The 23,980-nt window shown below is 65.4% G+C and carries 21 protein-coding genes; 8 read left to right on the forward strand and 13 right to left on the reverse strand.

The window, feature by feature from the left end; genetic code table 11:
* On the reverse strand, positions 1–1,248 hold a 1,248-nt coding region (locus tag ON44_RS41735; protein ID WP_051183230.1), incomplete at its 3' end, for a bifunctional phosphatase PAP2/diacylglycerol kinase family protein.
* An 11-nt stretch (positions 1,249–1,259) separates the two neighbouring features.
* Between ON44_RS41735 and ON44_RS41740 the strand changes: the two genes are divergently transcribed.
* A complete protein-coding gene (locus ON44_RS41740) occupies positions 1,260–3,284 on the forward strand; it encodes a M3 family metallopeptidase (RefSeq protein ID WP_040700479.1) in 2,025 nt (674 codons plus the stop codon).
* A 51-nt stretch (positions 3,285–3,335) separates the two neighbouring features.
* Here the strand turns inward: ON44_RS41740 and ON44_RS41745 are convergent, their stop codons facing one another.
* Both ON44_RS41745 and ON44_RS41750 read right to left on the reverse strand, forming a co-directional pair.
* Positions 3,336–4,754, reverse strand: a complete 1,419-nt coding sequence (locus ON44_RS41745) for an AIM24 family protein (RefSeq protein WP_040700481.1) — start codon at positions 4,752–4,754, stop codon at positions 3,336–3,338.
* Between the two features lie 48 nt (positions 4,755–4,802).
* A complete protein-coding gene (locus ON44_RS41750; protein ID WP_040700483.1) occupies positions 4,803–5,129 on the reverse strand; it encodes a hypothetical protein in 327 nt (108 codons plus the stop codon).
* A gap of 165 nt (positions 5,130–5,294) precedes the next feature.
* Here ON44_RS41750 and ON44_RS41755 point away from each other — a divergent pair, with 165 nt between their 5' ends.
* Positions 5,295–6,752: an alpha/beta fold hydrolase gene (locus ON44_RS41755; protein ID WP_051183232.1), complete on the forward strand. Its 1,458-nt coding sequence runs from the start codon at positions 5,295–5,297 to the stop codon at positions 6,750–6,752.
* A 3-nt stretch (positions 6,753–6,755) separates the two neighbouring features.
* On the opposite strand, the gene ON44_RS41760 is transcribed toward ON44_RS41755, so the two are convergent.
* Positions 6,756–8,270, reverse strand: a complete 1,515-nt coding sequence (locus ON44_RS41760) for a putative glycoside hydrolase (RefSeq protein ID WP_040700485.1) — start codon at positions 8,268–8,270, stop codon at positions 6,756–6,758.
* 319 nt (positions 8,271–8,589) lie between these two features.
* Between ON44_RS41760 and ON44_RS41765 the strand changes: the two genes are divergently transcribed.
* Together ON44_RS41765 and ON44_RS41770 are read left to right on the forward strand one after the other, a co-directional pair.
* Positions 8,590–9,474 (forward strand): polysaccharide deacetylase family protein, encoded by an 885-nt coding sequence (locus ON44_RS41765; protein ID WP_245567542.1) that lies wholly within the window; start codon positions 8,590–8,592, stop codon positions 9,472–9,474.
* A gap of 234 nt (positions 9,475–9,708) precedes the next feature.
* Positions 9,709–12,261: an MFS transporter gene (locus ON44_RS41770; protein ID WP_040700487.1), complete on the forward strand. Its 2,553-nt coding sequence runs from the start codon at positions 9,709–9,711 to the stop codon at positions 12,259–12,261.
* 140 nt (positions 12,262–12,401) lie between these two features.
* Here the strand turns inward: ON44_RS41770 and ON44_RS41775 are convergent, their stop codons facing one another.
* Positions 12,402–13,322 carry an LLM class flavin-dependent oxidoreductase gene (locus tag ON44_RS41775; protein WP_040700488.1) on the reverse strand — a complete coding sequence of 307 codons (921 nt, stop codon included), beginning with the start codon at positions 13,320–13,322 and terminating at the stop codon, positions 12,402–12,404.
* Between the two features lie 158 nt (positions 13,323–13,480).
* Between ON44_RS41775 and ON44_RS41780 the strand changes: the two genes are divergently transcribed.
* Positions 13,481–13,954 (forward strand): hypothetical protein, encoded by a 474-nt coding sequence (locus ON44_RS41780; protein WP_040700489.1) that lies wholly within the window; start codon positions 13,481–13,483, stop codon positions 13,952–13,954.
* A 117-nt stretch (positions 13,955–14,071) separates the two neighbouring features.
* Here the strand turns inward: ON44_RS41780 and ON44_RS41785 are convergent, their stop codons facing one another.
* From ON44_RS41785 to ON44_RS41805, 5 genes are all read right to left on the reverse strand, one after another.
* Positions 14,072–14,296 (reverse strand): hypothetical protein, encoded by a 225-nt coding sequence (locus ON44_RS41785; RefSeq protein WP_040700490.1) that lies wholly within the window; start codon positions 14,294–14,296, stop codon positions 14,072–14,074.
* Positions 14,297–14,342: 46 nt separating this feature from the next.
* Complete coding sequence (locus tag ON44_RS41790; RefSeq protein WP_040700569.1) at positions 14,343–15,569, reverse strand: cytochrome P450; 1,227 nt, start codon at positions 15,567–15,569, stop codon at positions 14,343–14,345.
* 81 nt (positions 15,570–15,650) lie between these two features.
* The gene (locus tag ON44_RS41795) at positions 15,651–16,070 is read right to left on the reverse strand and encodes a MarR family winged helix-turn-helix transcriptional regulator (protein WP_040700492.1); all 420 of its coding nucleotides are present in this window, start codon (positions 16,068–16,070) and stop codon (positions 15,651–15,653) included.
* Positions 16,060–17,436 (reverse strand): MFS transporter, encoded by a 1,377-nt coding sequence (locus tag ON44_RS41800; protein ID WP_040700494.1) that lies wholly within the window; start codon positions 17,434–17,436, stop codon positions 16,060–16,062. The genes ON44_RS41795 and ON44_RS41800 overlap by 11 nt, the downstream gene beginning before the upstream one ends.
* 92 nt (positions 17,437–17,528) lie before the next feature.
* Positions 17,529–18,413: a LysR family transcriptional regulator gene (locus tag ON44_RS41805; RefSeq protein WP_040700495.1), complete on the reverse strand. Its 885-nt coding sequence runs from the start codon at positions 18,411–18,413 to the stop codon at positions 17,529–17,531.
* A 79-nt stretch (positions 18,414–18,492) separates the two neighbouring features.
* Between ON44_RS41805 and ON44_RS41810 the strand changes: the two genes are divergently transcribed.
* On the forward strand, positions 18,493–19,404 hold the full coding sequence (locus ON44_RS41810) for an EamA family transporter (RefSeq protein ID WP_174415261.1): 912 nt from the start codon (positions 18,493–18,495) through the stop codon (positions 19,402–19,404).
* A complete protein-coding gene (locus ON44_RS53225) occupies positions 19,401–19,568 on the forward strand; it encodes an NAD-dependent epimerase/dehydratase family protein (RefSeq protein WP_245567543.1) in 168 nt (55 codons plus the stop codon). The genes ON44_RS41810 and ON44_RS53225 overlap by 4 nt, the downstream gene beginning before the upstream one ends.
* 88 nt (positions 19,569–19,656) lie before the next feature.
* On the opposite strand, the gene ON44_RS41815 is transcribed toward ON44_RS53225, so the two are convergent.
* The 3 genes from ON44_RS41815 to ON44_RS41825 all read right to left on the reverse strand — a co-directional run bounded on the left by ON44_RS41815 (position 19,657) and on the right by ON44_RS41825 (position 23,116).
* Positions 19,657–20,412: an alpha/beta hydrolase family protein gene (locus tag ON44_RS41815; RefSeq protein WP_040700498.1), complete on the reverse strand. Its 756-nt coding sequence runs from the start codon at positions 20,410–20,412 to the stop codon at positions 19,657–19,659.
* A gap of 259 nt (positions 20,413–20,671) precedes the next feature.
* Entirely contained in the window at positions 20,672–21,628 is a 957-nt protein-coding gene (locus ON44_RS41820; RefSeq protein WP_040700499.1) for an alpha/beta fold hydrolase, read from the reverse strand.
* Positions 21,629–21,745: 117 nt separating this feature from the next.
* The gene (locus ON44_RS41825; protein WP_085998726.1) at positions 21,746–23,116 is read right to left on the reverse strand and encodes an ABC1 kinase family protein; all 1,371 of its coding nucleotides are present in this window, start codon (positions 23,114–23,116) and stop codon (positions 21,746–21,748) included.
* Between the two features lie 150 nt (positions 23,117–23,266).
* Here ON44_RS41825 and ON44_RS41830 point away from each other — a divergent pair, with 150 nt between their 5' ends.
* Positions 23,267–23,896: a TetR/AcrR family transcriptional regulator gene (locus ON44_RS41830; RefSeq protein WP_040700503.1), complete on the forward strand. Its 630-nt coding sequence runs from the start codon at positions 23,267–23,269 to the stop codon at positions 23,894–23,896.
* Positions 23,897–23,980: the final 84 nt, after the last annotated feature.

The following is a 23,980-nucleotide window of genomic DNA, read 5'->3' on the forward strand; positions in this document are numbered from 1 at the left end:
GAGATAGATCTCGATCGGTTCGGCCCGGCGCAGGGTGACTACCAGCGCGGCCGCGAAGGCGGGCCATTTGCCCCAGCGCGCCTGCCACTGCTCACGCAGCCGCACCAGGTCCGGATAGGCGCCGATGCTGGCGGTATTGATCAAATGCCTGGTGTGCGAACCGGTTTCGTCACCGTATTCGACGCGCGCGATATCGACAGCGACCGCCTCGCCGGTGCCGGTCGCATCGATCACCTCGCGCAAATCGTAGACGCCGAGATCACGCGCGAAATGGTTGAGCGTGCCGGTGGGGATGACAGCCAGCGGCAACTCGTGCCGCAGCGCCACCGCGGCAACGGCCGCCACGGTGCCGTCGCCACCGGCGATGCCCAACGCCAGCACCGGCCCGGCGTGTTCGGCGAGTGCCCGCTCGAGTTGTTCGGCGGCATCCAGGTTGGGTTCGGTGCGCAGGACGGTGGCGGCGGGCAGGGCCGCGCTGATATCGGCGGTGGGATCGTAGTTCGGATCGCCGGAAACCGGATTCACCAACACCAGAAGTCCCTTGCCCTCCGCCAGTGCGGGCGCCGCACGGACCAGCCTGGCCTGTGCCTCGTCCGATTCACGCACCGGCCACCAGCGTCGGGTGGCCAATGCGATACCGGAACCTACGGCCGCCCCGACGAGCACATCGGAGCTCCAGTGCACGCCGGTGTGCACCCGCGAGTAGGCGACGGTGGCCGCCAGCGGGGCGACAACCAGTGCGGTGCGCGGACTTTCGAGTGCGACCGCGGTGGCGAATGCCGCCGCGCAGGCGCTGTGCCCGGAGGGGAAGGAGGAAGACTTCGGGGCCGGCGTCAGCCGCCGGTATGCGGGCAAAAGTTCGGCGGCCGGTCGGCGCCGGGCAATGAGCGTCTTGAGTCCGAGGTTGACGGCCAGGCTCGCGCCCCCGACGGAGACGACCCCACGCAGCGCGGCCCGCCGTGGTGTGCCCTGGCGGGTGGCGAGCAGTGCCGCGCAGACCAGCCACAGCGCGCTGAAATCGGCGCTCTTGGTGACCCGCAGCAGGCTGTTGTCCACCAGGGAGGCCGGTAATTCGGCGACCGCGCTGCCGACCGCCCGATCGAATCGCCCGACTCTGTAGAACTTTCGCCGCATCCAGCCACTCACCCGCTCGACATTACCGATCGCGGTGCACGGCGTGGTGCCGCCGTCGTCAGCGCTGTGGATCTCGGCAGTGATTTTGCTGTCATGGGAGCGCGATTGCCGCATAGGGTTCACCTATGACCAGCAACCCGTTCTTCGAACCAAGTGCGCTGCCGTATGAGCTTCCTCCGTTCACCGAGATCGGTACGGAGCACTATTTGCCTGCGTTCGAGCGAGGGATGGCGGAACAACTGGCAGAGGTGGCCGCCATCACCTCGAGCGGGGAGGAGCCGAGTTTTGGGAATACCATTGCGGCTTTGGAGCGTTCGGGGGCGGTCCTGACTCGGGTCGCGAATGTGTTCTTCAATATCACGAGCTCCGATTCCAGCGAGACCACCGATGCGATCGAGGCCGAGGTATCGCCGAAGCTGGCGGCGCATCGGGACGCGATCTACTTGGATCCTGAGCTCTTTGCACGGGTCGAGGCACTCTACGGCCGCCGAAACGAACTGGGATCGGATCCCGAGGAAGCGCGACTGCTGGAGCAATATCATATTCGGTTCGTGCGGGCCGGGGCTCGGCTGGATGCGGCCGGGCAGGCGCGGTTGCGGGAGTTGAATGCGGAACTCGCCACGGCGGCAACGGAATTCGGGCAGAACATTTTGGCGGCGACGAATGGTGCGACGGTGGTCGTCGAGTCGGCGGCGGAATTGGCGGGGCTGGGGCAGGCGGCCGTGGCAGCGGCCGCGGAGAACGCTCGGGAGTTGGGGCGCGACGGCGCGTGGGCGCTTCGGCTGCAGAACGTTTCGAATCAGCCCGTACTGGCGGAACTGGCCGACCGGGACGTGCGGCAGCGGGTAATGGCGGCCTCGCTCGGGCGCGGGTCGGGTGACAACGGCGCGCTCGCCGTGCGGATCGCCGGATTGCGAGCGGAACGGGCCGCACTGCTGGGCTATTCCGATCATGCGGCGTACGCGGTCGAGGATCAGACCGCGAAGACCGCTGCGGCGGTGGAGGAAATGCTCGGGCGATTGGTCGCACCCGCGGTGGCCAATGCGGAACGCGAGGCGGCCGAGTTGGCGCAGGCCATGGGTGGGCAGGAGCTGCGCTCGTGGGATTGGCAGTTCTGGTCGGAAAGGGTTCGGGCCGAACGGTTTTCGGTGGACGCGGAAGCGTTGCGCCCCTATTTCGAACTCGAACGGGTGTTACGCGACGGTGTCTTCTACGCCGCCGAGCAGGTGTACGGGATCACCTTCCAGGAGCGGAAGGATCTGGTCGGATACCACCCGGAGGTGCGGATCTTCGAGGTATTCGACGCGGACGGCAGTGCGCTCGGACTGTTCCTCGGTGACTTCTTCGCGCGACCGTCGAAGCGTGGCGGGGCGTGGATGAACGAATTGGTCAGCCAGTCACGGCTTTTGGGGAAGCGGCCGGTGGTGGTCAACAACCTCAATATCGTGAAGCCGCCCGCGGGCGAACCCGCACTGCTCACCTGGGACAACGTGCGCACGCTCTTCCACGAGTTCGGGCACGCGCTGCACGGATTGTTCTCGGATGTGATGTACCCGTTCTTCTCCGGGACCGAAGTGCCACGGGATTTCGTCGAATTCCCGTCCCAGGTGAACGAGATGTGGATGTCGCGACCGGAGGTACTCGCCAACTACGCCAGGCATATCGAGACCGGTGCGCCGATGCCCACCGAACTGGTCGAGCGGATGGCGGAGGCCGAGCGTTTCGGTACGGGCTTCAAAACCGTCGAATACCTCGGCGCGACACTGCTGGACTGGGCGTGGCATCGCGTGCCCGCCCCCGAGGCGCTGGCCGACACCGATGCCGAGGCGTTCGAGGAAGAAGCTCTGCGCAAGGCGGGCCTGGCCCTCGACGCGATTCCGCCGCGCTACCGGACCGGCTACTTCGCCCACATCTTCTCCGGCGGATACGCGGCGGGCTACTACTCCTACATCTGGAGCGAGGTGCTGGACGCGGACACCGTCGAGTGGTTCGACGAGGGCGACGCGTCCATCCGGGAAAAGGGCGAGGCCTTCCGCCGCGAACTGCTCTCGCGCGGCGGTTCGGTCGACCCGCTCGAGGCCTTCGAATCCTTCCGCGGCCGCGCCCCCGAAATCGAACCGCTCCTGGTCCGGCGCGGTCTGTTGAACTGATCCGGTGCCGCTGGAACCGGCTGTGGCCCAGCCGGTTCCAGCGCGGGACGGTTATCCGAACAAGCCGCCGAGCACGCCGCCGCTTTGTCCGGCCTCCTGACCACCACCGGTGCCGCCGATGAAACCGCCCGGCGGCAGTTCCGACGGCTGCACGATGACGAAGCCGCGTCCGGAGAACGACAGCGTCAGACCCTCGCCGGTGCTGCGGCCGATGAGACGTCCGAGGCCGAAGGAGTCGTTGCGCTTGATGCCGGTGGACAGGCTCGACGACCAGGCCACCGCGGCCTGTGGGTCGGCGTAGGTGGGCTGGTCGACATTGAGGACGACGGGCGAGCCGTGGGTGGTGATGGCGATGCGACCGCGTCCGGTGAACACGCAGTTGAAGAAGCCGGCGTTACTGGCGAAACCGGCTGCGCCCTGGACCCTTTGGATGTTGTAGGACAGCGAGGTATCGAAGGCGAGGACATTCGAGCCGTTGATCGTGAGCCCATCGGTGCCGTCGAGATCGACGGTGTGCACGTCGGCGGCGGCATCGGCGAGGAAAAGATCGCCGCGACCGGACACCTGCATCAGCGGCACCCCCTCGCCGGTGAGCCGCTGCTGGATCGCACGGCCGATACCGCCCGAACCGAGCGCCTTGAAATGCAGGTCGCCCTGATAGGCGACCATCGAGCCGGCCCGCGCCATGGTCTCGCCGTTGACGGCGACCTTGATCATCTTGCCGCCCTGCTTCTGGATGCCGATGCCGTTGACCTCGGCGTGGCTCGGATTGAACAGTTCGCTCTGCATCGGCAGCGCTCCTTGCTGTGGTGCAATCGGTGGGGGCGGCGGCACGGCGCCGGCCGGAGGATAGGCGGGCGGAACGGGAGCCTGCGGCTGGTACTGCGGCTGGGCTGGGTATTGCGGCGTCGCCGGAGCCTGCGGCTGGGCCTGGTATTGCGGCGGGACCGCAGCGGGAGGCGCTGCTTCGGGTTCGTCGTCGATATTCACACCGAACGCCGTCGCGATTCCGGCCAGTCCGTTGTCGTAGCCCTGCCCGACCGCGCGCACCTTCCACGCACCGCCGCGCCGGTAGATCTCCACGCACACCACGGCCGTCTCGGTGCTCAGGCCGGTCATCGGGAAGGTCAGCGTTCCGGAGTCGGATCCGATCGTCGCGGTCAGCGAACTCGCGCCCGCGAAGGTCGGCGGCCCGCTGCCGTCGAGGCTGGCCGTGACCACCACCTTGTCGACATCGGCGGGTAGTGCGGAGGTCTGCACATCGACCATATCGCCGGCACCGCGGCCGTGCCGATAGGTGACACCGGGGCCGGCCGGCTGATTGAAGAAGACGAAGTCGGCATCGGAGCGGACCCGCCCGTCGGCGCCGAGTAGCAGCGCCGACACATCGACCGGCGCTGCGCAGGTGACGGTCACGATCATCCGGTCGCCGGGCGCGGGGCGATTTTCCCCGCGTGCGAGTGCGGTCACGGCGGACCGCCCCGGTCGATATGTCCGAGTGGCATGCGATTCACGGGATCAAGTGTGTCGCGAGTCCCGTCCGATTGCCACCACCCGTGATAGATCCGGCCACGGTGGCCTGCGCAGCACCGCGAGCGTGGCGATGACCGCCGCCAGCAGACCGATCAATTCACCCATCAGCGCGATCCGGGTCGCATCGACCGCCGGCGTCCAGCTGACCTCGCCGTCATGGACCACGAACGCACCCACCGGACGAGCGGTGCGCAGCAGACCGCCCGTCCTGGCGACGGTGATGATCGTGGTGCCGTCGGAAGTTTCGTACGGCTGGCCGTAGGCGAGCGAATCCTCCACTGTCCGTAGTGAATTCAATTGGTTTCGAAGCATTGATTCCTCCCCTCGATGCGGAACCGTGCGGTGGCGCGGCCCCCTTGGAGTATCGGTGGCACCACCAATTGTGGCAAGGGTGCCCTGTGGCGAGCTGTGGTACGAAGTTGCGGGATTTGGCGGTGAGAGGCGTGTGGGTTGTCGGCGAGGCTTTTGCGGTGGTTGGTGTTGGTAGCGGTCGGGGCGGCGCTGATCACCGTGCCCGGGGCACAGGTCGATCCGGCGTACCGGTTCTATCACCAGCGACTGCACTGGCACGCCTGCGGTATCGAGAATCTGGACAAGGCCGGGGCCGAATGCGCGGATGTGCTGGTGCCGCTCGATTATCTGCGGCCCTACGGTCGCAAGCTGAAGATCGCGATATCCCGGGTCCGGGCCACCGATCCGGATCAGCGCCACGGCGTCCTGCTGGCCAATCCGGGTGGTCCCGGCGCATCGGGTCTGGACACCGTGGATCTGCTCGGTGACGTGCTCACCCAGCAGGTGCGGGCCCGTTTAGATCTGATCGGCATGGATCCGCGTGGTGTAGGCGACTCCGGACGCACGCCGCGCTGCGGATGGCCGGTGGGCGAAATGATCCATTCGGCGGGTCTGACTTCGCAGGGCTTCACGCGGGAAACCGCGCTGGCGGCGGATATGGCCGAGGGTTGTCTGGCCGATGATCCGGTGAAGGTGCGTCAGCTCACCACCCGCAACACCGCTCGCGATATGGATGTCATCCGAGTGGCGCTGGGCGAGCCGAAGCTCAGCTATTACGGCGTTTCCTACGGCACCTACCTCGGTGCGGTATTCACCCAGATGTTTCCGGAACGCAGCGACCGGATGGTGTTCGACAGCGCCATCGATCCGGATCGGTATTGGACCGGGCTCGTCCAGGATTGGGGTCAGTCGGATGAGCGGGCGATCGACGAATGGTCGAATTGGGCTGCGGGACAGGATGATACGTATCACTTCGGTTCGACCCCGACCGGAGTTCGTGCATCGCTGACGGAGCTGCTCGCCGCGGCGGCACGGCAACCGGTCGTGATCGACGACTTCCCGATCGACGATCACTGGCTGCCATTTCTATTGCACAACATGGTGACCGATTTCCGGCGTAACCAAGCGCTGGCCGAAACCTTGCGTGAGATCGCCGATGCGGTGGGTGGCCCGCCTGTGGCGGCGCGGGCACCACGTCTGCAAATCGTCTTGCAGGCCTTGCGATCCGAGGAGAACTCCGTCCTGGCCCAGATCGCCTGCGGTGATGCCGCGGCGCCGACAGATCCGGCGTGGTACGCGAGCAATATCGAAGCCAGCCGTGCCATGCAGCCGATATTCGGTCCGCTGGCCAACAATATCCAGCCCTGCGCATTCTGGCCCCGACCCGTCGAACCCGCCACCACCGTGCGGAATTCGGTTCCCGCCCTCATCCTGCAGGCGACCGGTGACGCCCGAACCCCGTATACCCACGGTGCCCGACTACATCAGCACCTATCCGAATCCCGCATGGTCACACTGCAGGACATTCGCATCCACATGACCTTCCGTCCCGACCTGAGCGCCTGCGTCAACAATGCGATCAATACCTACTACGCCGACGGCACCCTGCCCGCCGCCGACGTCACCTGCCACGCAGACCAGTAGGGATCAACCGGGCACGACGGCCCAGGAGTGATACCGCGATGCCGCATTCCAGAGGAAGAAGCTGTTCGTTCCCGCAGCCGCCGCGGCATCGATCTGCGCCTTGACCTCGGCATCGCCGTAGTTCACCCCCAGGCTGAAATCCTGTAGCCACGGAATGACTTTCGCGCCGGAACCTTTGGTCTGCTCGAAGAAGTCGGCCAGCGATCGGAGAATAATGTCGTACGGCTGGGCATTGGGGTTCGCGACACCGTATTCACCGGCATTCCAATGCGACGGGTAGAGCATCGGGGCCACATAGTCGACATACCGGGCGATCGCCGGAATGTCCTGCGCGATCTCATCCGGGCGCGTCGCCGCGATGCCGAACACGGCGGCACCGAGATTCGCGCCTTTGTCGCGTACCGGATCCCGGCTCTCGTGCAGGAACTCGGCGATGGATTCACTGGGCGTGACGGTCAGCCCCGGAAACTGCATCTGCGACAGCGCACCATCCGGTCGCCGGACATAGTCGTACATTATTCCGTCGAAGCCGAGCTCGGCCGCCTCGGTCGCGAGATCGATGTTGTACTTGCGGATTTCGGGATCGGCGAAGTTGGTGAAAGCGATCGCACCGTACTTGCTGGCATACGGCTGACCGGAGGGATTCTGGATGACCCAGTCCGGATGTCCTCCGTGCCACGCCCATTCGGCCATGGTCGGATCGCGGAAGGCCACGATTCGCCCGACCACCCGCAGATTCATCTCGTGCAATTGTCGCAGTGCGACGCGCACATCGTAGATATTGGTGGCCGCACCCGCCTGCCGTGCCAGCGGCACTTGCGAGTCGTAGCCGATAACCCCGTCCTCATCCTTGATATCGAGCTGAACGGTGTCGATGCGCCCCTCGCGGGCCATATCCAGAATGGGCTCGCGTAAACCCTCGTATGCCCATCCGTACGCCGTGATATGCACAGCCTTGACCCGGGGCATATCGACCGAGGTCGTAATCGCCTGCGTCGCCTTATTTCCTGCCGCATCGACCGCGGTCACCGCACCGCCCACCGGTGTGCGCGGCAGTGTGATCTCGAACGTGCCGTCCGCGGCGGGGGTGACCGACTGCGCGCCGACGGAAACGTGCACCGCACCGGATTCCTTGCCGCGCAACGTGATCGGCTGACGATATGATCCGGCCGTACCCGGCTGGGTCACCTCGAGTTTCGGCGCCTCGGTATCCACGGTGAAGGTCGCGGTAACCCCCGGACCGGCGCTGAACAGGCCGAGTATGCCCCCGCGTGGTATCTCGGCGGTGAACTTGTGGTCGCCATCGGTGAGCGGTCCGGGCCGGTACACCACCGAATCGCCTTCGACCGTGCCGTTCACCGCCTTGCCGTCGAGTTCGAGCCGCATATCGTTCGGGTTGTGGCCGTGGGCGTCCACACGCAAAGCCAGACCGGTCAGCGTGCCGGCACCGACGACTCCGTCCGGCAATCCGGCCAGCGCCAAACCCGCGGGCTCGGACCGATTGGCGCCGATGATCACGGATGCGATGAGTATTGATAAAACTCCGATAACCGCTATTGCCGCGAGCCGCCATCGCCCGGTAACCCGGACCAATTTATCCAACGCGCACACCAACTTTCATCTGTCGCTATTGCCTAACTATCTACCTCGGACAGCTCCACCGGGCGTGGTTATGCCGATTCGCAACCGAGATTCCGTGCGACCGCGTACCGTTCGATCGGTGGTGCGGTGCTCGGCTATCGGAACTCGGGTTGTCCTGTCGGCCTTGATATTCGCAGCGGCTACCGCATGTGGTGCAGCGCCGACTCCGGTACCGGCGGCCATCGAAAAGGTTCCGGTGGCCACACCGGCGCCCGATCCGATTGCGGTGGGAGCCAACGAACTCGGGCTCGTCCCCATCCTGATGTACCACCAGGTGACACCGACTCCGGTCGGCGAATACGACCAGACTCCGGAGAAGTTCCACGCCGAACTCGAGCGGTTGTACCGCGAGAACTACCGACCGGTGACCGTCGCCGATTACATCTCCGGCCATATCGACATCCCCGCCGGCACCCACCCGGTGGTGCTCACCTTCGACGACTCCACCATCACCCAACTCGGATTCACCCAGGACGCAAAGGTGGCCCCGGGTACCGCGATCGGGATCCTCGAGGAGTTCGGCGCGCGCAATCCGGACTTCCGGCCCACCGCAACGTTCTACGTCAATAACGAGCCGTTCGCCGGTGACGCGCGCGCACTGCCCTGGCTGGCCGCCCACGGATATGAAATCGGCGCGCACACCGCGAGCCACGCCAACCTCGGTCGTTTGGACAGCACCGGAGTGCAGCGTGAGCTGGTCGAGAACCTGCGCGCGATCGCGGCTGCGGCCCCCGGCAATCGCGTGCGCACGATGGCCTTGCCGCTCGGCATCTTCCCGACCGATCGTGCACTCGCCACAGCGGGAAGCTGGGACGGCACTCCTTACACCTTCGAGGCCGTGCTGCTGGTCGGCGCCGAACCCGCACCCTCTCCATTCGGCCAGGTGGATCCCGCTGGCGTGCCGCGCATCCGGTCGGGGAAGGCTGAGGTCGACTTCGCCTCCGGCTACTGGCTCGACCGCCTCGACCAGCATCCGGACCAGCGCTACACCTCCGACGGCAACCCGAACAGGATCTCGGCCCCCGAACTCCTTGCCGACGAACTGAATCCGCGCTGGCGCGACCAGTTCAGTCCCTATTGAAAATCCTTGCGCCGAGTATGCGCTCGGCCGCTGAGGCATTGGATGTCGGGATGATCCGACCAGGCCGTTTCGTCCTGCGCGGCCGTATGTATATTAGCGAGCGCAACTAGTTACGGGTGATCGGCGTGTGGGGGCAGATCGCTTGTGGCGCAGTGTGCCAACTGCTCGACCGGCTCGACTCAGGTTTCGAGACACTTCCACCACGGATAGCCGATCAGAACTAGGGCTCAAATTATGACGAATTCGACCACCCAGGCCCCGGCAAAGTCGCCGGACCTGGATGCCGGTGAGGGTACGTCACTGTCGCACCGGCAGATCCTGACCATCCTGTCGGGACTGCTGCTCGGCATGTTCCTCGCCGCGCTGGATCAGAACATCGTGAGCGTCGCCATCGTGCGGATCGCCAACAGCCTGGACGGATTCGACGAACAGGCCTGGGCGACCACGGCATATCTGATCACCGCGACGATCACCACCCCGCTGTACGGCAAACTGGCCGATATCTACGGCCGAAAGCCGTTCTACCTCACCGCGATCGGACTGTTCGTCATCGGTTCGGTGGCCTGCACCTTCGCCACCTCGATGTACGAACTCGCCGGATTCCGCGCCTTCCAGGGGCTAGGTGCGGGTGGGTTGATGTCCTTGGCGTTCACCATCATCGGCGATATCGTGCCCGCCCGGGAGCGGGTGCGTTACCAGGGCTATTTCATGATGGTCTTCGGTACCGCGACGGTGCTCGGGCCGGTGCTCGGCGGTTTCTTCTCGAACTACGACCAGCTCTGGGGTCTCGAGGGTTGGCGCTGGGTGTTCCTGGTCAACGTGCCGATCGGTGTGCTCGCGCTCGGCGTGGTCGCCAAGGTGCTCAATGCCCCGCATCAGCGCCAGGATCACCGCATCGATTGGTTCGGCGCGGTCGCGTTGACGACCTGCGTGGTGCCGCTGCTGATCGTCGCCGAACAGGGCCGGGATTGGGGGTGGAGCTCGCAGCGCGCGCTCATCTGCTACGGGATCGGTGCGGGCGGGCTGCTGCTGTTCGTGCTCGTCGAATTCCTGATGAAGGATGCGGCGCTGATTCCCCTGCGGCTGTTCAAGAATTCGACCTTCAGCGTGACCATCGCGGGCGGATTCATTGTCGGGATCGCGATGTTCGGCGCGATCGTCATGGTGCCGCAGTACTTCCAGGTGGTGCGCGGATATTCGCCGACCAAATCGGGTCTGCTGATGCTCCCGCTGGTGCTCGGGATCATGTTCGGCTCGCAGCTGGCCGGATTGACCACCAAATTGACCGGGCGCTACAAGATCCTGCCGGTGATCGGGACATTCATCATCGCGGTCGGCGCGGCGCTCTACGGGCAAGTGCATTACGACAGTCCGCTATGGCAGCCGCTGGTCTACGGCGGCGTCATCGGATTCGGGCTCGGTTGCTGCATGCAGACCTTGATCATCGCGGCGCAGAATGCCGGTCCGCGTTCGGATATGGGTGTGTCGACCGCTTCGGCGACCTTCTTCCGGCAGATGGGCGGCACCCTCGGTGTCGCGGTATTCCTGACCATCCTGTTCAACCTGTTGCCGCACCGGATCATCGACGCATTCGGTGGTGCGCTGCCCGCCGGCTTCGATGCCGCGCAGTTGAGCACCATGCAGAGCAATACCAGCGGAATCGCGGCGCTGCCCGACGAGCTGAGAGTGCCCATTCTGATCGGGTTCACCGATGCGATGCACGGCGTCTTCTATGCCGCCGCGGGGGTGGCACTGCTGGCGTGCCTGGTGCTGATGTTCATGAAAGAGATTCCGCTGCAGGACAATCCGGTCCCCGCTGTAGAGCAGGTGACTCTGAAGGCCGAGTCCGATTGGGATGAGGCGCAGGTTTGGGAGGGTGCCGCCGAGGTGCTCTCCGAACCCGAACCGGTGCTGGCGGGTGCGGTCGGCCGAATTTCGGTGGATCACGACGGCAATGGTGTGTATGTGGCCGCCGTTGTGCCGCAGTCGCATTCGAGCCTCGAATACGAAGGTGCATCGATCGGCGGCCGGGTCGGACGCGAGGACGGCAGACCGGTGCCCGGCACCGTGCTGACCTTGATCGACCAACGGGGACACCAGGTTTCGCGCGCGACCGGGGATGCCGACGGCGGCTACCGGATCGAGGCGCCGACCGCGGGCAACTACGTCTTGATCGCATCGGCGACCGGACATCGGCCAGAGGCGGTCAGCGTGGCCATCGGACAGCGCCCACAGCTGCTCGACCTGACCCTCACCGGCTCCGGCGAATTGTCCGGTGTGGTCCGTTCGGCCGGTCGCGGTACTCCGCTGCCGGGTGCCACCGTCACACTGACCGATATCCACGGTGACGTCGTCGGCGCGGCCATCACCGCGGGCGACGGCGCGTATGTCTGCCATGGCGTCGTCTCGGGCACCTACACCCTGGTGGCCGTCGCCGAACATATGCGGCCCTGCGCCACCACCCTCACCATCCCCGACAGCGGTCTCCTACATCACGACATCGATATGGCATCGATGGCCGTGCTGGCCGGATCCGCCTTGGCCGACGGCGAGCGAGCTGTCCCGGACATCCAGATCACCGTCCTGGACGCATCCGGCGACCTCACCGCCAGTGCCCGAACCGACGCCAACGGCCGCTACCTGGTAACCGACCTCCCCGAAGGCCACTACACCGTGATAGCGCGCGGCTACCCACCCGTCACCACCCGAGTAACAGTCGCCGGCGGCGAGGTAACCCACGACGTCCGCCTCGGCTACGAGCCCGCCGAAGCCCGGGACCCGCGCTGACACCAGCTCGGAATTTCGCCGCCAACCGGCAGACGCTCGCCATCAGATAGAGATCGTCGACGTCGGCGAGATGTGTCAGTGGCGGCGCGGGTAGGTCGAGTGCGTGCGGGCTGTCGAGCGCCCTGGCGTTGCCGCACCGCTCAGTCGACGTGCGGCAGCACCTCCGCGGCGATGCGCTCCATTTGAGCGGCCTCGTCGAACAGCGGGTTGATCAGGATCATTTCGGCCCCGGCGTAGGCCACCTCGCGTAGGCCCTGGATGCAGTCCTCAGGCGTGCCGTGTACGGCGACGGGCAGCAGGGTTTTTCCGAATTCGCCGTAGAAGTCGGAAAGGGCGGTTGCCATGCGCTGTTCGGCCCGCGCCGGGTCGTCGTCGACCGCGATGTAGACACGTTTGGCGATGCGGAAATCCGATGGGTCGCCGGAGTTTTCGGCCAGCGCCTCGCGCACGTACCGGACCTGTTCGGCGAATTTGGCCGTCGTACTCGAACCGGCACCGAAGAATCCGTTGCCGTGCCGAACCGCCCGCCGCAAAGCCGCGGGTGTGCTGCCGCCGAACCACAGTGGCGGATAAGGCTTCTGGAATGGTTTCGGCTCCATGGCGGCGCCGGTCAGCTGCCAGAACTCGCCGTCGATATCGATCCGCGGCTGGGTCCACAGTGCCTTCATGACGCGCAGGCCCTCGTTGAAGCGGGTCACCAGATTGTCGGCGGGGTCGACATCGAAGGCGGAGAACATCCGGTTGCGTCCGCCGATCCCGACACCGATCTCGAGCCGGCCGCGGGTGAGCTGGTCCAGCGTGCTGATGCGTTTGGCGAGGTGCACCGGATTGTGCAGCGGCGTCACGAACACCGCGCATCCGAAGCGCAACCGCTCATTGCATGCGGCCGCGAAGGTCAACAACTCGATCGGACTCAGATTGGGCGCGGATCCGAGCAGTTGCTCGGTCGTCCATGCGCTCTCGAAGCCGAGCGCTTCGGCTCGATCGAGGTAGGCCCGCAGATTTTCCGGTTGGAACGATCCGTCGGGAATGAGCTGCGGAACCGAAATGGCGTATCGCATCGTCGGAGCCTAACTCGCGCATCGAAGCAGCCGTTGCGGGTGATCTCGAGCCAGACCTGAACATGCCGGTAACTCGACTGTAACCACCCGCCGAGCCGCAACGGTGCGCGCAGGCTAGATTGTCCGAAAGCCGTTATCCCAGAGAGGAAATCACCCCCGTGGGGCAGTTCTGCAGAGCCGTCTTCCTGGACGCCGACCACAAGCTGATCGGGTATCTGGAACCAAAGATCCGATTCCTGAGACGCGCCTGGATCGGCGACGACTTCGTCCAGGGTGTGGAGCGCCTCCTGACGGTGCCGACGCGGGTGGTGTGGGCCGGACCGCAGGTGGGGGAGCAGACCAGCCTGTACGACAAGGCCGCCTCCGTCGCCCCGCTGGTCGCACCGCAAAACGGCTTCATCGGCCGCTACATCCTCAATCATGACAAACGCACCTATGTGGACAAGGCGACGGTCCGGCACGGCGACGACCGCCACCGCATCCACCCGCTTCCGATGCTCACTGCGGAAGGCGCTGATTGCGCCGACGGCGATGCCGCACTGGCCGGTACCTGGTCCGGGGATCGCATCTCGATGAGTGCCACCGTGCCCACCGGCTTCGTACTGCTGAAGTACGACATCGTGCCGAATTAGCCCATGGTCGACTACGGTCGACCATGTCAGCTCGACACTCCGTGGATTCGCCTCGCTGCCAACGCAAGTCATCGTGCGCTGATGTCCGCAACTCTCACGCATATCCTCCGATGCGTGTCAGAGCCGTGGATCGAAGACCAGCCGAAAACCGGTCAGCCCGTGCTCATCACCGGAGGCCCAGAACTCCCGTCCTGGTAATTCGTTCTGCGGCAGCCCGGCCTGTTCGGCGATATCGGCAGCCGGTATCCACATGGGCGAATGTGTCGGATGCCAGGGTGTCTGCACCTGCGCCCGATCGCCGAACAACAGGATCACCCGCACCCGCACTGGTTCAGGTTCCATAGTTACATGATGCGCGCTCGCAACGGCTTTGCCGAGGTCGCGTGCATCAATCGAAACGTACTTCCCACCGTTTGATGCCATTGAGCCATCCGGAGCGCAGGTGCTCGGGTTCGGCGACCTGACTCAATTCGGGCATGGCGTCGGCGATGGCATTGAACATCAGATCGATCTCCAGCCGGGCCAGGTTCGCGCCGAGGCAGTAGTGCGTGCCCGCGCCGCCGAATCCGACGTGTGGATTGGGGTCGCGCAGGATATCGAACCTGAACGGATCCTCGAAGGCGTCCTCGTCGAAATTGGCCGAGCTGTAGAACAATCCGACGCGCTGGCCCTTGCGGATCAACTGCCCGCCGAGCTCAACATCGCGCGTCGCGGTGCGCTGGAATACCGAGACGGGGGTGGCCCAGCGCACGATCTCATCCGGCGCGGTGCGCGGCCGCTGCTCCTTATAGAGCTGCCATTGGTCCGGGTTGTCGACGAAGGCCTTCATACCGTGGGTGATCGAGTTGCGGGTGGTCTCATTGCCCGCCACCGACAGCAGGATCATGAAGAACGCGAACTCGTCCGAACCCAGATGCTCACCGTCGATATCGGCATTGACCAGCTGCGTCACGATATCGTCCGCCGGGCAGGCGCGCCGCTCCTCGGCCATGGTCCAGGCATAGCCGGTCAATTCCAGCTGTGCGGTCGGCGCATCGGTGGTGTACTCCGGATCATCGGCGCCGATCATCTGATTGGACCAGTGGAACAGCTTCTTGCGATCCTGCTGCGGCACCCCGAGCAGTTCGGCGATGGCCTGCAGCGGCAATTCACAGGCGACCTGCTCCACGAAATCACCGCTGCCGGACTTCTTGGCCTCGTGCACAATTCGGGCGGCCCGCTCGGTGAGCGCCGCCCGCAGGCCCTCCACCGCGCGCGGGGTGAAGCCCTTGGACACAATGCGCCGATTCTTGGTGTGGGCCGGCGGATCCATATTGAGCAGAATCAGCCGCTGCATATCGATCTGTTCGCGGGTGATGGTGGACTGATAGCGGATGATCGCGCTGTTGGCGGTGGAGGAGAAGATCTCCGGATGCTTCGAGATCTCCTTGATGTGTTCGAGTTTTGTGACCGCCCAGTAGCCGCCGTCATCGAAGCCGCTGGAGCGGTCGGGCTGGGCGCACCACCAGACCGGCGCGGTTCGGCGCAGCTCCGCGAATTCCGCGGTGGGTCTGCGTTTCGCCCACAGGTCCGGGTCGGTGAAATCGAATCCGGCGGGAATCGACGGCGTGGCCATGGCCACCTCCCAGAGCTGGAACACGTTCTACATACGATTGAAGCACAGTGTCCGCTCCGAGTTGGTGAAATGCGTGGGCGATCAGTGCTCGAGCTTGCGTAAGAGCTGATGCAGCGAGCGTAGGTCGTCGGGGGAGAGGGCGGCGACGGTGGCCGGGGCGGGGTCGGGGGTGGCCATGGCCTGTGCGAGGACCGCGCGACCGGCGCTGGTGATGGAGACCTGTTTGCGGCGGCGGTTGGTCGGGTCGATCTCGCGCACGACGAGGCCGAGTTCGTCGAGATTATTGACCGCGACCGTGGTCGCGGGCGCGTCCATGCCGGTTGCCTGCGCGATCTGGTTGAGCGTGAGCGGGCCGGGGCGCAGGCGTCGCAGAATGCGAATTCGACTGAATGGCAAGCCGGTTCGTTCGCTGACCGCCCGCTTCCACGAGTCGCGGGTATCCATCACCAGGTGGGTGAGCTGGGCCCACACATCGTCGGCGGTGGGTACGTCATCCGGCATGTGCGGGGACCTTCTCTTCCAATATCGGGGCGACGCGATCGCGGGACCGCGCGGCCCACCGGGTGTTCGCGACTATGCCGAGTATGGCGATTCCGGCGGTGAAAACCGCAATCAGCCACCACAGACCGGCACCGGTCAGCGCGCCGCACAGCGCGACACCCATGCTCACGCCGACCTGTCTGCTGGTCGAGGCGACCGCCGCCGCAGCGCCTGCGCGATCCAGTGGCATCCCGCTGACCGCCGCCGTCGTAATCGGTGCATTGACCATGCCGAATCCGATTCCGAAGATCGCGAAGATGATGAGCAGATGCCAGATCGGGGTTGCCACATCGAGTCGAGTGAGCAGCACGGCGGCGATGGTCATCGCGGCGCCCGCCGCGAGCAATGAGGGTTTGGTCCCGTAGCGCCCGACCAGACGCCCCGACAGCGGCGAGAAGATGAGCGTCGCGACCGCCATGGCCAGATACAGCGCCCCAGTGTGCACCGCCGAATAGCCGCGCAGCTCTTGCAGATACAGCGAGCAGGTGAACAGGAACGCGCCGAGCGCCGCGAAGGCGAAGATCGCGGTCACCGTCGCCGACGCGAACGGCACGCTGCGGAAGAAGCGCAGATCGATGAACGGATCCGAGCGCCTCGATTCCTGCCACAGGAAGGCCGCGAGGGCCACGGCCGACACCACGAAGACCACCGGCAATCGCTCGATCAACCCGAATACCACCGTGAACAGAAAGGCGATCGCCAGCAACTGCCCGATCGGATCGAGTCCGCGCACCGTGGCCGACTTCGATTCCGGCACAAATAGAGTCGTCAGAACCAGCGCGAGCGCGCAGATCGGCAGATTGATCCAGAACACCGACTGCCACCCCAGCGCATCGATCAGCACACCGCCGACCATCGGCCCGAGCGCCATCGAAATGCCGACCACTGCACCCCAAATACCCACTGCGCGAGCACGTTCCACCTTTCCGGTGAAGACCTGCGTAATGATCGACATCGCGACCGGATTCAGCATCGACCCACCGATCGCCTGCAAAAATCTTGCCCCGATGAGGGTGTCGATATTCGGTGCGAGGCTGCAGGCCAGTGACCCGAGTGCGAAGACCATCAATCCGATCCGGAACACCCGCCGCCGCCCGAACCGATCCGCGGTCGCCCCCGCGAGCATCAGCAGACTCGCGAGCGTAAGTGCGTAGATATCGATGATCCACTGCAGCCGAGCCAGCGGCGCGTCCAGATCCGCTCGAATCGCAGGCACTGCGACATTCACGATCGTCGAATCCATCGACACGATCAGCAGACTCAGGCAACACGTCGCCAACACCACCAACTTGCGACGCGGAGTCAGGTCTCTAACAGTTGTATTCACACAATGATTGTGTAATCACAACTGTTCCGAATGCAAGGGCATGTCCCAGGATGTGAGCCGTGGAACATCCGCTGGTATGTGGGGCTGATGTTTCAGTCGCCGGTGCGTGCCGGGATGCCGAGAACGGCGAGGAAGGCGGTCGCCGCGGGCGTACGGCCGGAGCGGCTCCAGATGACGTACTCGACGCGAGCCGGTGCGTCGCTGACCTCGATGGTGACAACGCCGGCGAGCTGGGGCGCGTAGGCGGCGGGGAGCATGGCCACGGCGAGACCCGGCCCGACGAGTCGAGCGATGTAGTCGGCGCTGGTCACTTCGAAGGCGACGTCACGGTCGAGACCGGCAGCGGCGAAGGCCTGGTCGGATTGGATTCGCCCGGCTGTCCCGGCTGGGAGGTCCACGAAAACCTCGGATGAAAGTCTGTGCAGGTCGACCATGGTTTCGCCGACGAGGGGATGGTCCGGGGCGACCACGGCGACGAGTCGATCACGGGCGAGCTCGTACACGGCGACGTCCTGGGGTCGCGCCGTGGTCGGCAGCCCGAGGAAGGCCACGTCGATGGCGCCGTCCCTGACCTGTTCGACGAGGTCGTCGCTCGCGCCCACCCGCAGATCGATGCGCACCTGCGGGTACTGCCGACGGAAATCGCGCAATGCCCCCGGGATATCGACCGCGGCGACGGTCGGGATCAGGCCGACCGCGAGCCGCCCGCGTATCTCACCGATTGCCGCGGCGACCTCGGCGGCAGCGCGCTCGGCGGCGTCGAGACACTGACGGGCGGCGGGGAGGAATGCCACGCCAGCAGGTGTCAGCCGCACCCGGCGGCTGGTGCGCTCGAAAAGTCGCGCGCCGAGTTCGCGTTCCAGGCGCGCGATCTGGTGACTGAGGGCGGACTGGACGACCAGGCATCGTTCTGCGGCCCTGGTGAAGCTGTTCGTCTCGGCGACCGCGACGACGTAGCGCATCTGCTGGAGCTCCATGGATCAATCTTGAATCGAGATTGATCCGGTGACAAACATGTGTTGGACTCATTGATCGCGGCCGGGTGAGACTGCGGGTGTGAAAAGTTCAGTAGCACAGCGGGTTTCCGGTACTTCGAAGGGAAACCTGCCTCGCGCCGCCCTGACGGCGCTCGCGCCTTTGGCGTGGGGCACCACCTATGTCGTCACCACCGAACTTCTCCCGCAGGGACATCCACTCTTCGCAGGACTCTTGCGTGCGCTGCCCGCCGGTCTGATCGCGTTGGCGGTCACCCGGACGGTGCCGCGCGGGACGTGGTGGGGGAAGGCCGCGGTGCTCGGTGTACTGAATATCGGGCTGTTCTTTCCGCTGCTGTTCGTCGCCGCCGAACGCCTGCCCGGCGGCGTTGCCGCGACCCTGGCGGCAGCTCAGCCGCTCATCGTGGCGATCCTGGCCGTGACAGTTCTGCACGAGAGCCCATCGGCATGGCGGATCGGCTGGGGTGCGATGGGGGTGGTCGGCGTCGGCCTGGTGGTGATCGGGCCGAATGCGGCACTCGACGTCATCGGGATCGTCGCGGGTCTGGCCTGCGCGGCCACGATGGCGCTCGGCGTGACGCTCACCAAACGCTGGGGACGGCCCGCCGAGGTTAGCCCCACCGCCTTCGCCGGTTGGCAACTCACCGCGGGTGGTCTTTTCCTGGTGCCCGTCAGCTTCGTCTTCGAGGGCGCACCTCCCGCGATCGACCCGGACGCCGTCCTCGGCTACCTCTGGCTGGGACTGATCGGCGGCCTGATCGCCTACGTCCTGTGGTTCCGCGGCATCACCACATTGCCTGTCAACTCCGTCTCGATTCTCTCCCTGCTCTCGCCACTGGTGGCTGCCGTACTCGGTGCCGTCCTGCTCGGCCAGACCCTCGGCCCGATCCAACTTGTGGGGTTCGGGCTCTCGCTCGCCGCCATCGTCGCGGGACAACTTCCCGTTCCCACCCTGGAAAGGACATCTCGATGAAGATTGCCGTCGTCGGAGCCGCAGGCATGGTCGGTTCGCGCGTCGTCGACGAAGCCGCGAGCCGAGGCCATGAACTCGTCGCCGTATTCCGGATAGAGCGGCCTCACCACACCGCAGTCACCGACCACGCCATACAACGCGGTGGCGGTCGACCGACTTCTTGAGAGCCTGCGCTCGATCCGGCCCGGTACGACGAAATTCGCTACAGGGTCTCGGCGACCGGCACGAAGCCGGTCGCCGAGACCTGTTACGTCAGGCCGGTGATGTGCCGACCGAGCCGAGATGCCGGGCGAAGAAGCGGGCCGCGCTGTCGACTTCGAACCTGGGTACTCCGGCGTGTCCACCTGCGTTGGCGTGCAACGACTTTTCCTTCGATGCGAAGGCGTCGAAGAGGGTGAGTCCGGATCGGCGGTCGACGAGTTCGTCGTCCCACTGGAGCAGGAATTCGATCGGGACGGTGATCTGTGCTGCGGGCTCGGTCAGGGTTTCATGTCCGAGGCAACCGAAGACCGCGGCGGTGATCCTGGGTTCGACCGCCGTCAACGGCACGCCGATTCCGGTGCCCTGCATGATGCCCCAGAAGCCGATCGGCGCGTCGGTGCCGATCTCTGGAAGTTTCTGGAGGGCGTCGATGGTTGCCTGCCATTCCGGTACGGCACGTGCCGCCAGGTCGAGGTGGATCCCGACGACGATCGGGCCGATCGGTTCGCCCGCCGCCTGAGCCTGCCGTAAGGCGGCCACGTGCTGTTCGTCGGTCGCCGTGCGCGGTCGGTCGCCGTGTCCTGGCGCGTCGATGGCGGCGACATGGAAGCCGTAGGCGGTCACGAAGTGGTGGGCGCAGCCCAGGATTCCCGGTGCTCTCTTGTGCTGGCCGCCGCCGTGCGCCATCAGGATCAGGGGTGCGTGGGCGGAGCCGGGCTCGGGAGTCCAGAGCACGCCGGGGACCTCACCCAGCATGAAGTCGCGTTCGATGACACCGTTCGACGATGTCTGCGAGCTGAAATGCATTTGGTTGTTGCCTTTCGGGATTGCCGTGTAGAGGCACTCCCGGCGACACCTACCTCGATCGCCCGACCGTGAACCCGAAGGGGAGCACCCACATGGATACAGCGTTCATGGGTCTCACCTCCTCGCGCGATGTCACGGCCTCCGGCACGCTACCAGCACGCATATCGACTCGCCCAACCATTTTCTTTTCGCCGACGGCGCGGACGCCTGACTGGTCGTCGCATCAGGTGGGGGACCGTCGCTCGCGGCCCTGAGCGGACTACGCGACGAGGGTGAGACGCGCGCCCGCGACCTCGCCGGTACCGTCGGCGCGTGTCATCAGGCGGCTGATGGCCTCGGTGACTTCGGTCGGCCGCTCGAGGATCACCGAGTGTCCGGCGCCGTCGACCTGGACGAAATCCGAGTACTCGACGGCGGCGGCCATCGCGATGGAATGCGACGGCGGCGTCATCAGGTCGGCGCTACCGCACAGCACCAACGTCGGGATCTTCGACAGGACCGCGAGGGCGTCGGTCTGGTCGAAGACCATGAAGGCGCTCAGGAAGCTGGCCATCGTCACGATCGGTGTCTCGTTGTGCATGGCGTTGGCGAGGGCGAGCACCCGCTGGCTCACCTTGCGATCGCCGAACTCGGCGGTGCGGATGATCGGGGCGAAGACCTTGCAGGCCATGAGCTTCGCGTGGTGCATCAGGCCCGGAGCGCGTCGGACGGCCGCCTGGAATGCGGATACGACCGGGTTGCGCAGCAGACGGCCGAAACCGGCGTCGGCGAGTCCGCTCGCGGCGGTCGCGATGAGTGCGACGCCGGTAATGCGCGTGCCGATCTCGTGCGGATTCTGGCTGACGTAGGTGAGCACCGTCATGCCGCCCATCGAGTGGCCGACCAGGACGACCGGCCCAGTGGGGGCGACGGCGTCGAGAACGTCGCGCAGGTCCTTGCCGAGTTGCTCGAGGTGGTAGGTCCGCCGGGAGGCCGTGGCGGAATCGCCGTGGCCGCGGTGGTCGTAGCAGACGATCCGGGCGCCGGGGTACCGGCGCTGCAGCGCGTGGCGGACGTAGGTCCACGACGCGGTGCGCAGGCAGTGTCCGTGCAGCAGGACGACGGTGAGGTCGGCATCTCGCGGACCGTATTCGCGAACCGCGAGTTCCACCCCGTCCTCGGTCGAGACCGTGGCACGACGTTCCGCCGAGGTGGCGATGGTGCTGGTGATCGACATCGAGGGCTCCGGTTCGTTGCGGTGACTTGATTAACTGTCCGCCGCATCGCCCGCCGATATCAGGTCCCCGAGTGCTGAGCTCGTGCCCCCAAGGTGGACCGGATCACCACCAAGGTGTCACCGGTCGGCGCGCCACCGTGCTGTCGCCCGTCCGATCTCGGTTGCCGGAGGTTCGTGGTAGAGCCATTCCCTGGCGATTCGGTGCCAGTTGTTCGTGGTCCCCAATTGGCCCAATACGGCGAAGGTGAACAGGTCCGCTCGCCGCGAGAAGACATGCTCCGGCGGGAGCCACTGCTGTCGCATACCGCGAAACTCGGCGGCCCTGGGGTCGACCGCGAGAACCACTGCGCCGGTGGCGAGTTCGGGCGTGACCGTGATTTCCTCGTCGGTCAGATGCCAGCCCGCCGCAGCCCACACATACTCCAGGCATTCCTCTGCCGTGACGTCCGAGTCCGGGGCGATAATGCCGCGGCCCACCCACGCCTCATAAAGGTCTTGGGCCCGATTTTCACCGGCGGCCTGCAGACACGCACGCTCGAGTTCGACATGCACCGGATCCATATTGTTGTAGAGCCCGAAATCCACGAAGCCGACGCGACCGTCCGCGGCGAGCATGATATTGCCCGGATGCGGGTCACCACAGAATTCGAAATCCGAAAAAAGGGAACTGACATAGAAGCGATAGATCAGCTCGCCGATCCCATCGCGTTCGGCCGCGGGCAGGTCCTGGATCTGCGGAAACGACTTCCCGTCGACGAACTCCGTCACCAAGACGTGGTGTCCGCAGAGTTCCTCGACGCTGTCGGGGACCGTGATGAACGGATGGTCCCGGTAGCGTGCCGCGATTCGATGCTGTGTCCGTGCTTCGCGCACGTAATCCAGCTCGCTGCCGATATTGCGGGCGATTTCGTCGAGCACATCGGTATCCGCGGCGCTCGGCAGAATGGATTTCCAGAGTCTGCTGATCATCGCCAGATTGCGCATATCCGCCTCGACGGCCTCGTCCACGCCCGGATATTTGACCTTCACCGCGACGGCGCGTCCATCGTGCAACTTCGCGCGATATACCTGGCCGATCGAGGCCGCAGCGATCGCGGTCTCGTCGAAGTCGGCGAAGGCCCGCGCCAATGGCCCGAGGTCGTCCTCGACCACCTGTCGCATTGCCGGAAACGGAAATGCGGGCGCTTGATCACGTAGCTCGGCGAGCTTGTCGCGGAACATCTCACGATGCGATTCCGGCAGCAGATCGACATCGAGCACCGACAGCATCTGCCCGAGTTTCATTGCCGCGCCCTTCATCGCGCCGAGCACGGTGACGAGTTGCTGTGCGGTGCGCAGCGTGGACCGTTCGGCGAGCAGCTGCCGGGCCTGTTCCGTTCGCCCGATCATCGACAGGCGGGTGCCGACTTCACGGATGGCCTGTCCCGCAACCAATCGGCCCACCTTGCCGCCCCGCGCGAGACGACCCTTCGGCACTCGACCGACCACCATCGCACCTCCATCGGCCACGCTTGTGACTCCACCACATTCCACCTCATAGCGGCGTCATCGGATCGGGAATTCGTGGCATGAAAACTGGTGCCGCCGTTAAACTGAGCGACGCTCATCTTCTCAGGACAGTTCGGCAGGAGGAGTGCGATGCCGCCGAAAGCCGTTGGGCAGCGCCGCCGCCCGACACAGGAACGTGCCAGGGCGACCCGAGAACACATACTCGACGCCGCCGCACAGCTTTTCGGGGAGCGCGGCATCGCCAACACCTCGACGAACCGGATCGCGGCCGAGGCCGGGGTCAGCATCGGCACCGTCTATCGGTACTTCGCCGACCGCTCGGTCATCGTCGAAGAGCTGCTCAGGCGCCTGCTCGAAAACGTCGAAAGGCGCTTTACCGAGCGGATATTCGGGCTGTCGGACAAGCCGATGCTGGAAATGATCACCGGCATTCTGGAAGTCATCACCGACGAACTCGTGGCCAACGCCAGGTTGGTGCGCGCGCTGGTGGCCGGAGTGCAGTTCTATAGCAGCGGTATCCCCGAATTCGAGCCGCGGCTGCGGCTGCTGGTCAAGCTGCTGGTGATCCAGCTGCTCGGCCCCGGTGACGATCACGAGTACGACGTGATGACCTTCGTGCTGATCAACACCGGTTTTGCCGCGGTGCTTCGCGCATCGGCGCTGGAGGTCGACAGCCGGGAGCGCAAAGAGGCGATCGAGATGACCGCGCGGATGATCACGGCGATGGCCGAGGCCGAAATCAAGGCCAAGGCGGCCTGACGCCGCGTCTTCAAAAGTGAGCGCATCCCCATCTATTGATAGGTGGGCGCTCCTCGACGCCGCCCGAGAACCAGCATTCTGCCT

Origin of the sequence: Nocardia vinacea NBRC 16497 (assembly GCF_000308835.1) — a bacterium.
Classification (GTDB): domain Bacteria; phylum Actinomycetota; class Actinomycetes; order Mycobacteriales; family Mycobacteriaceae; genus Nocardia; species Nocardia vinacea.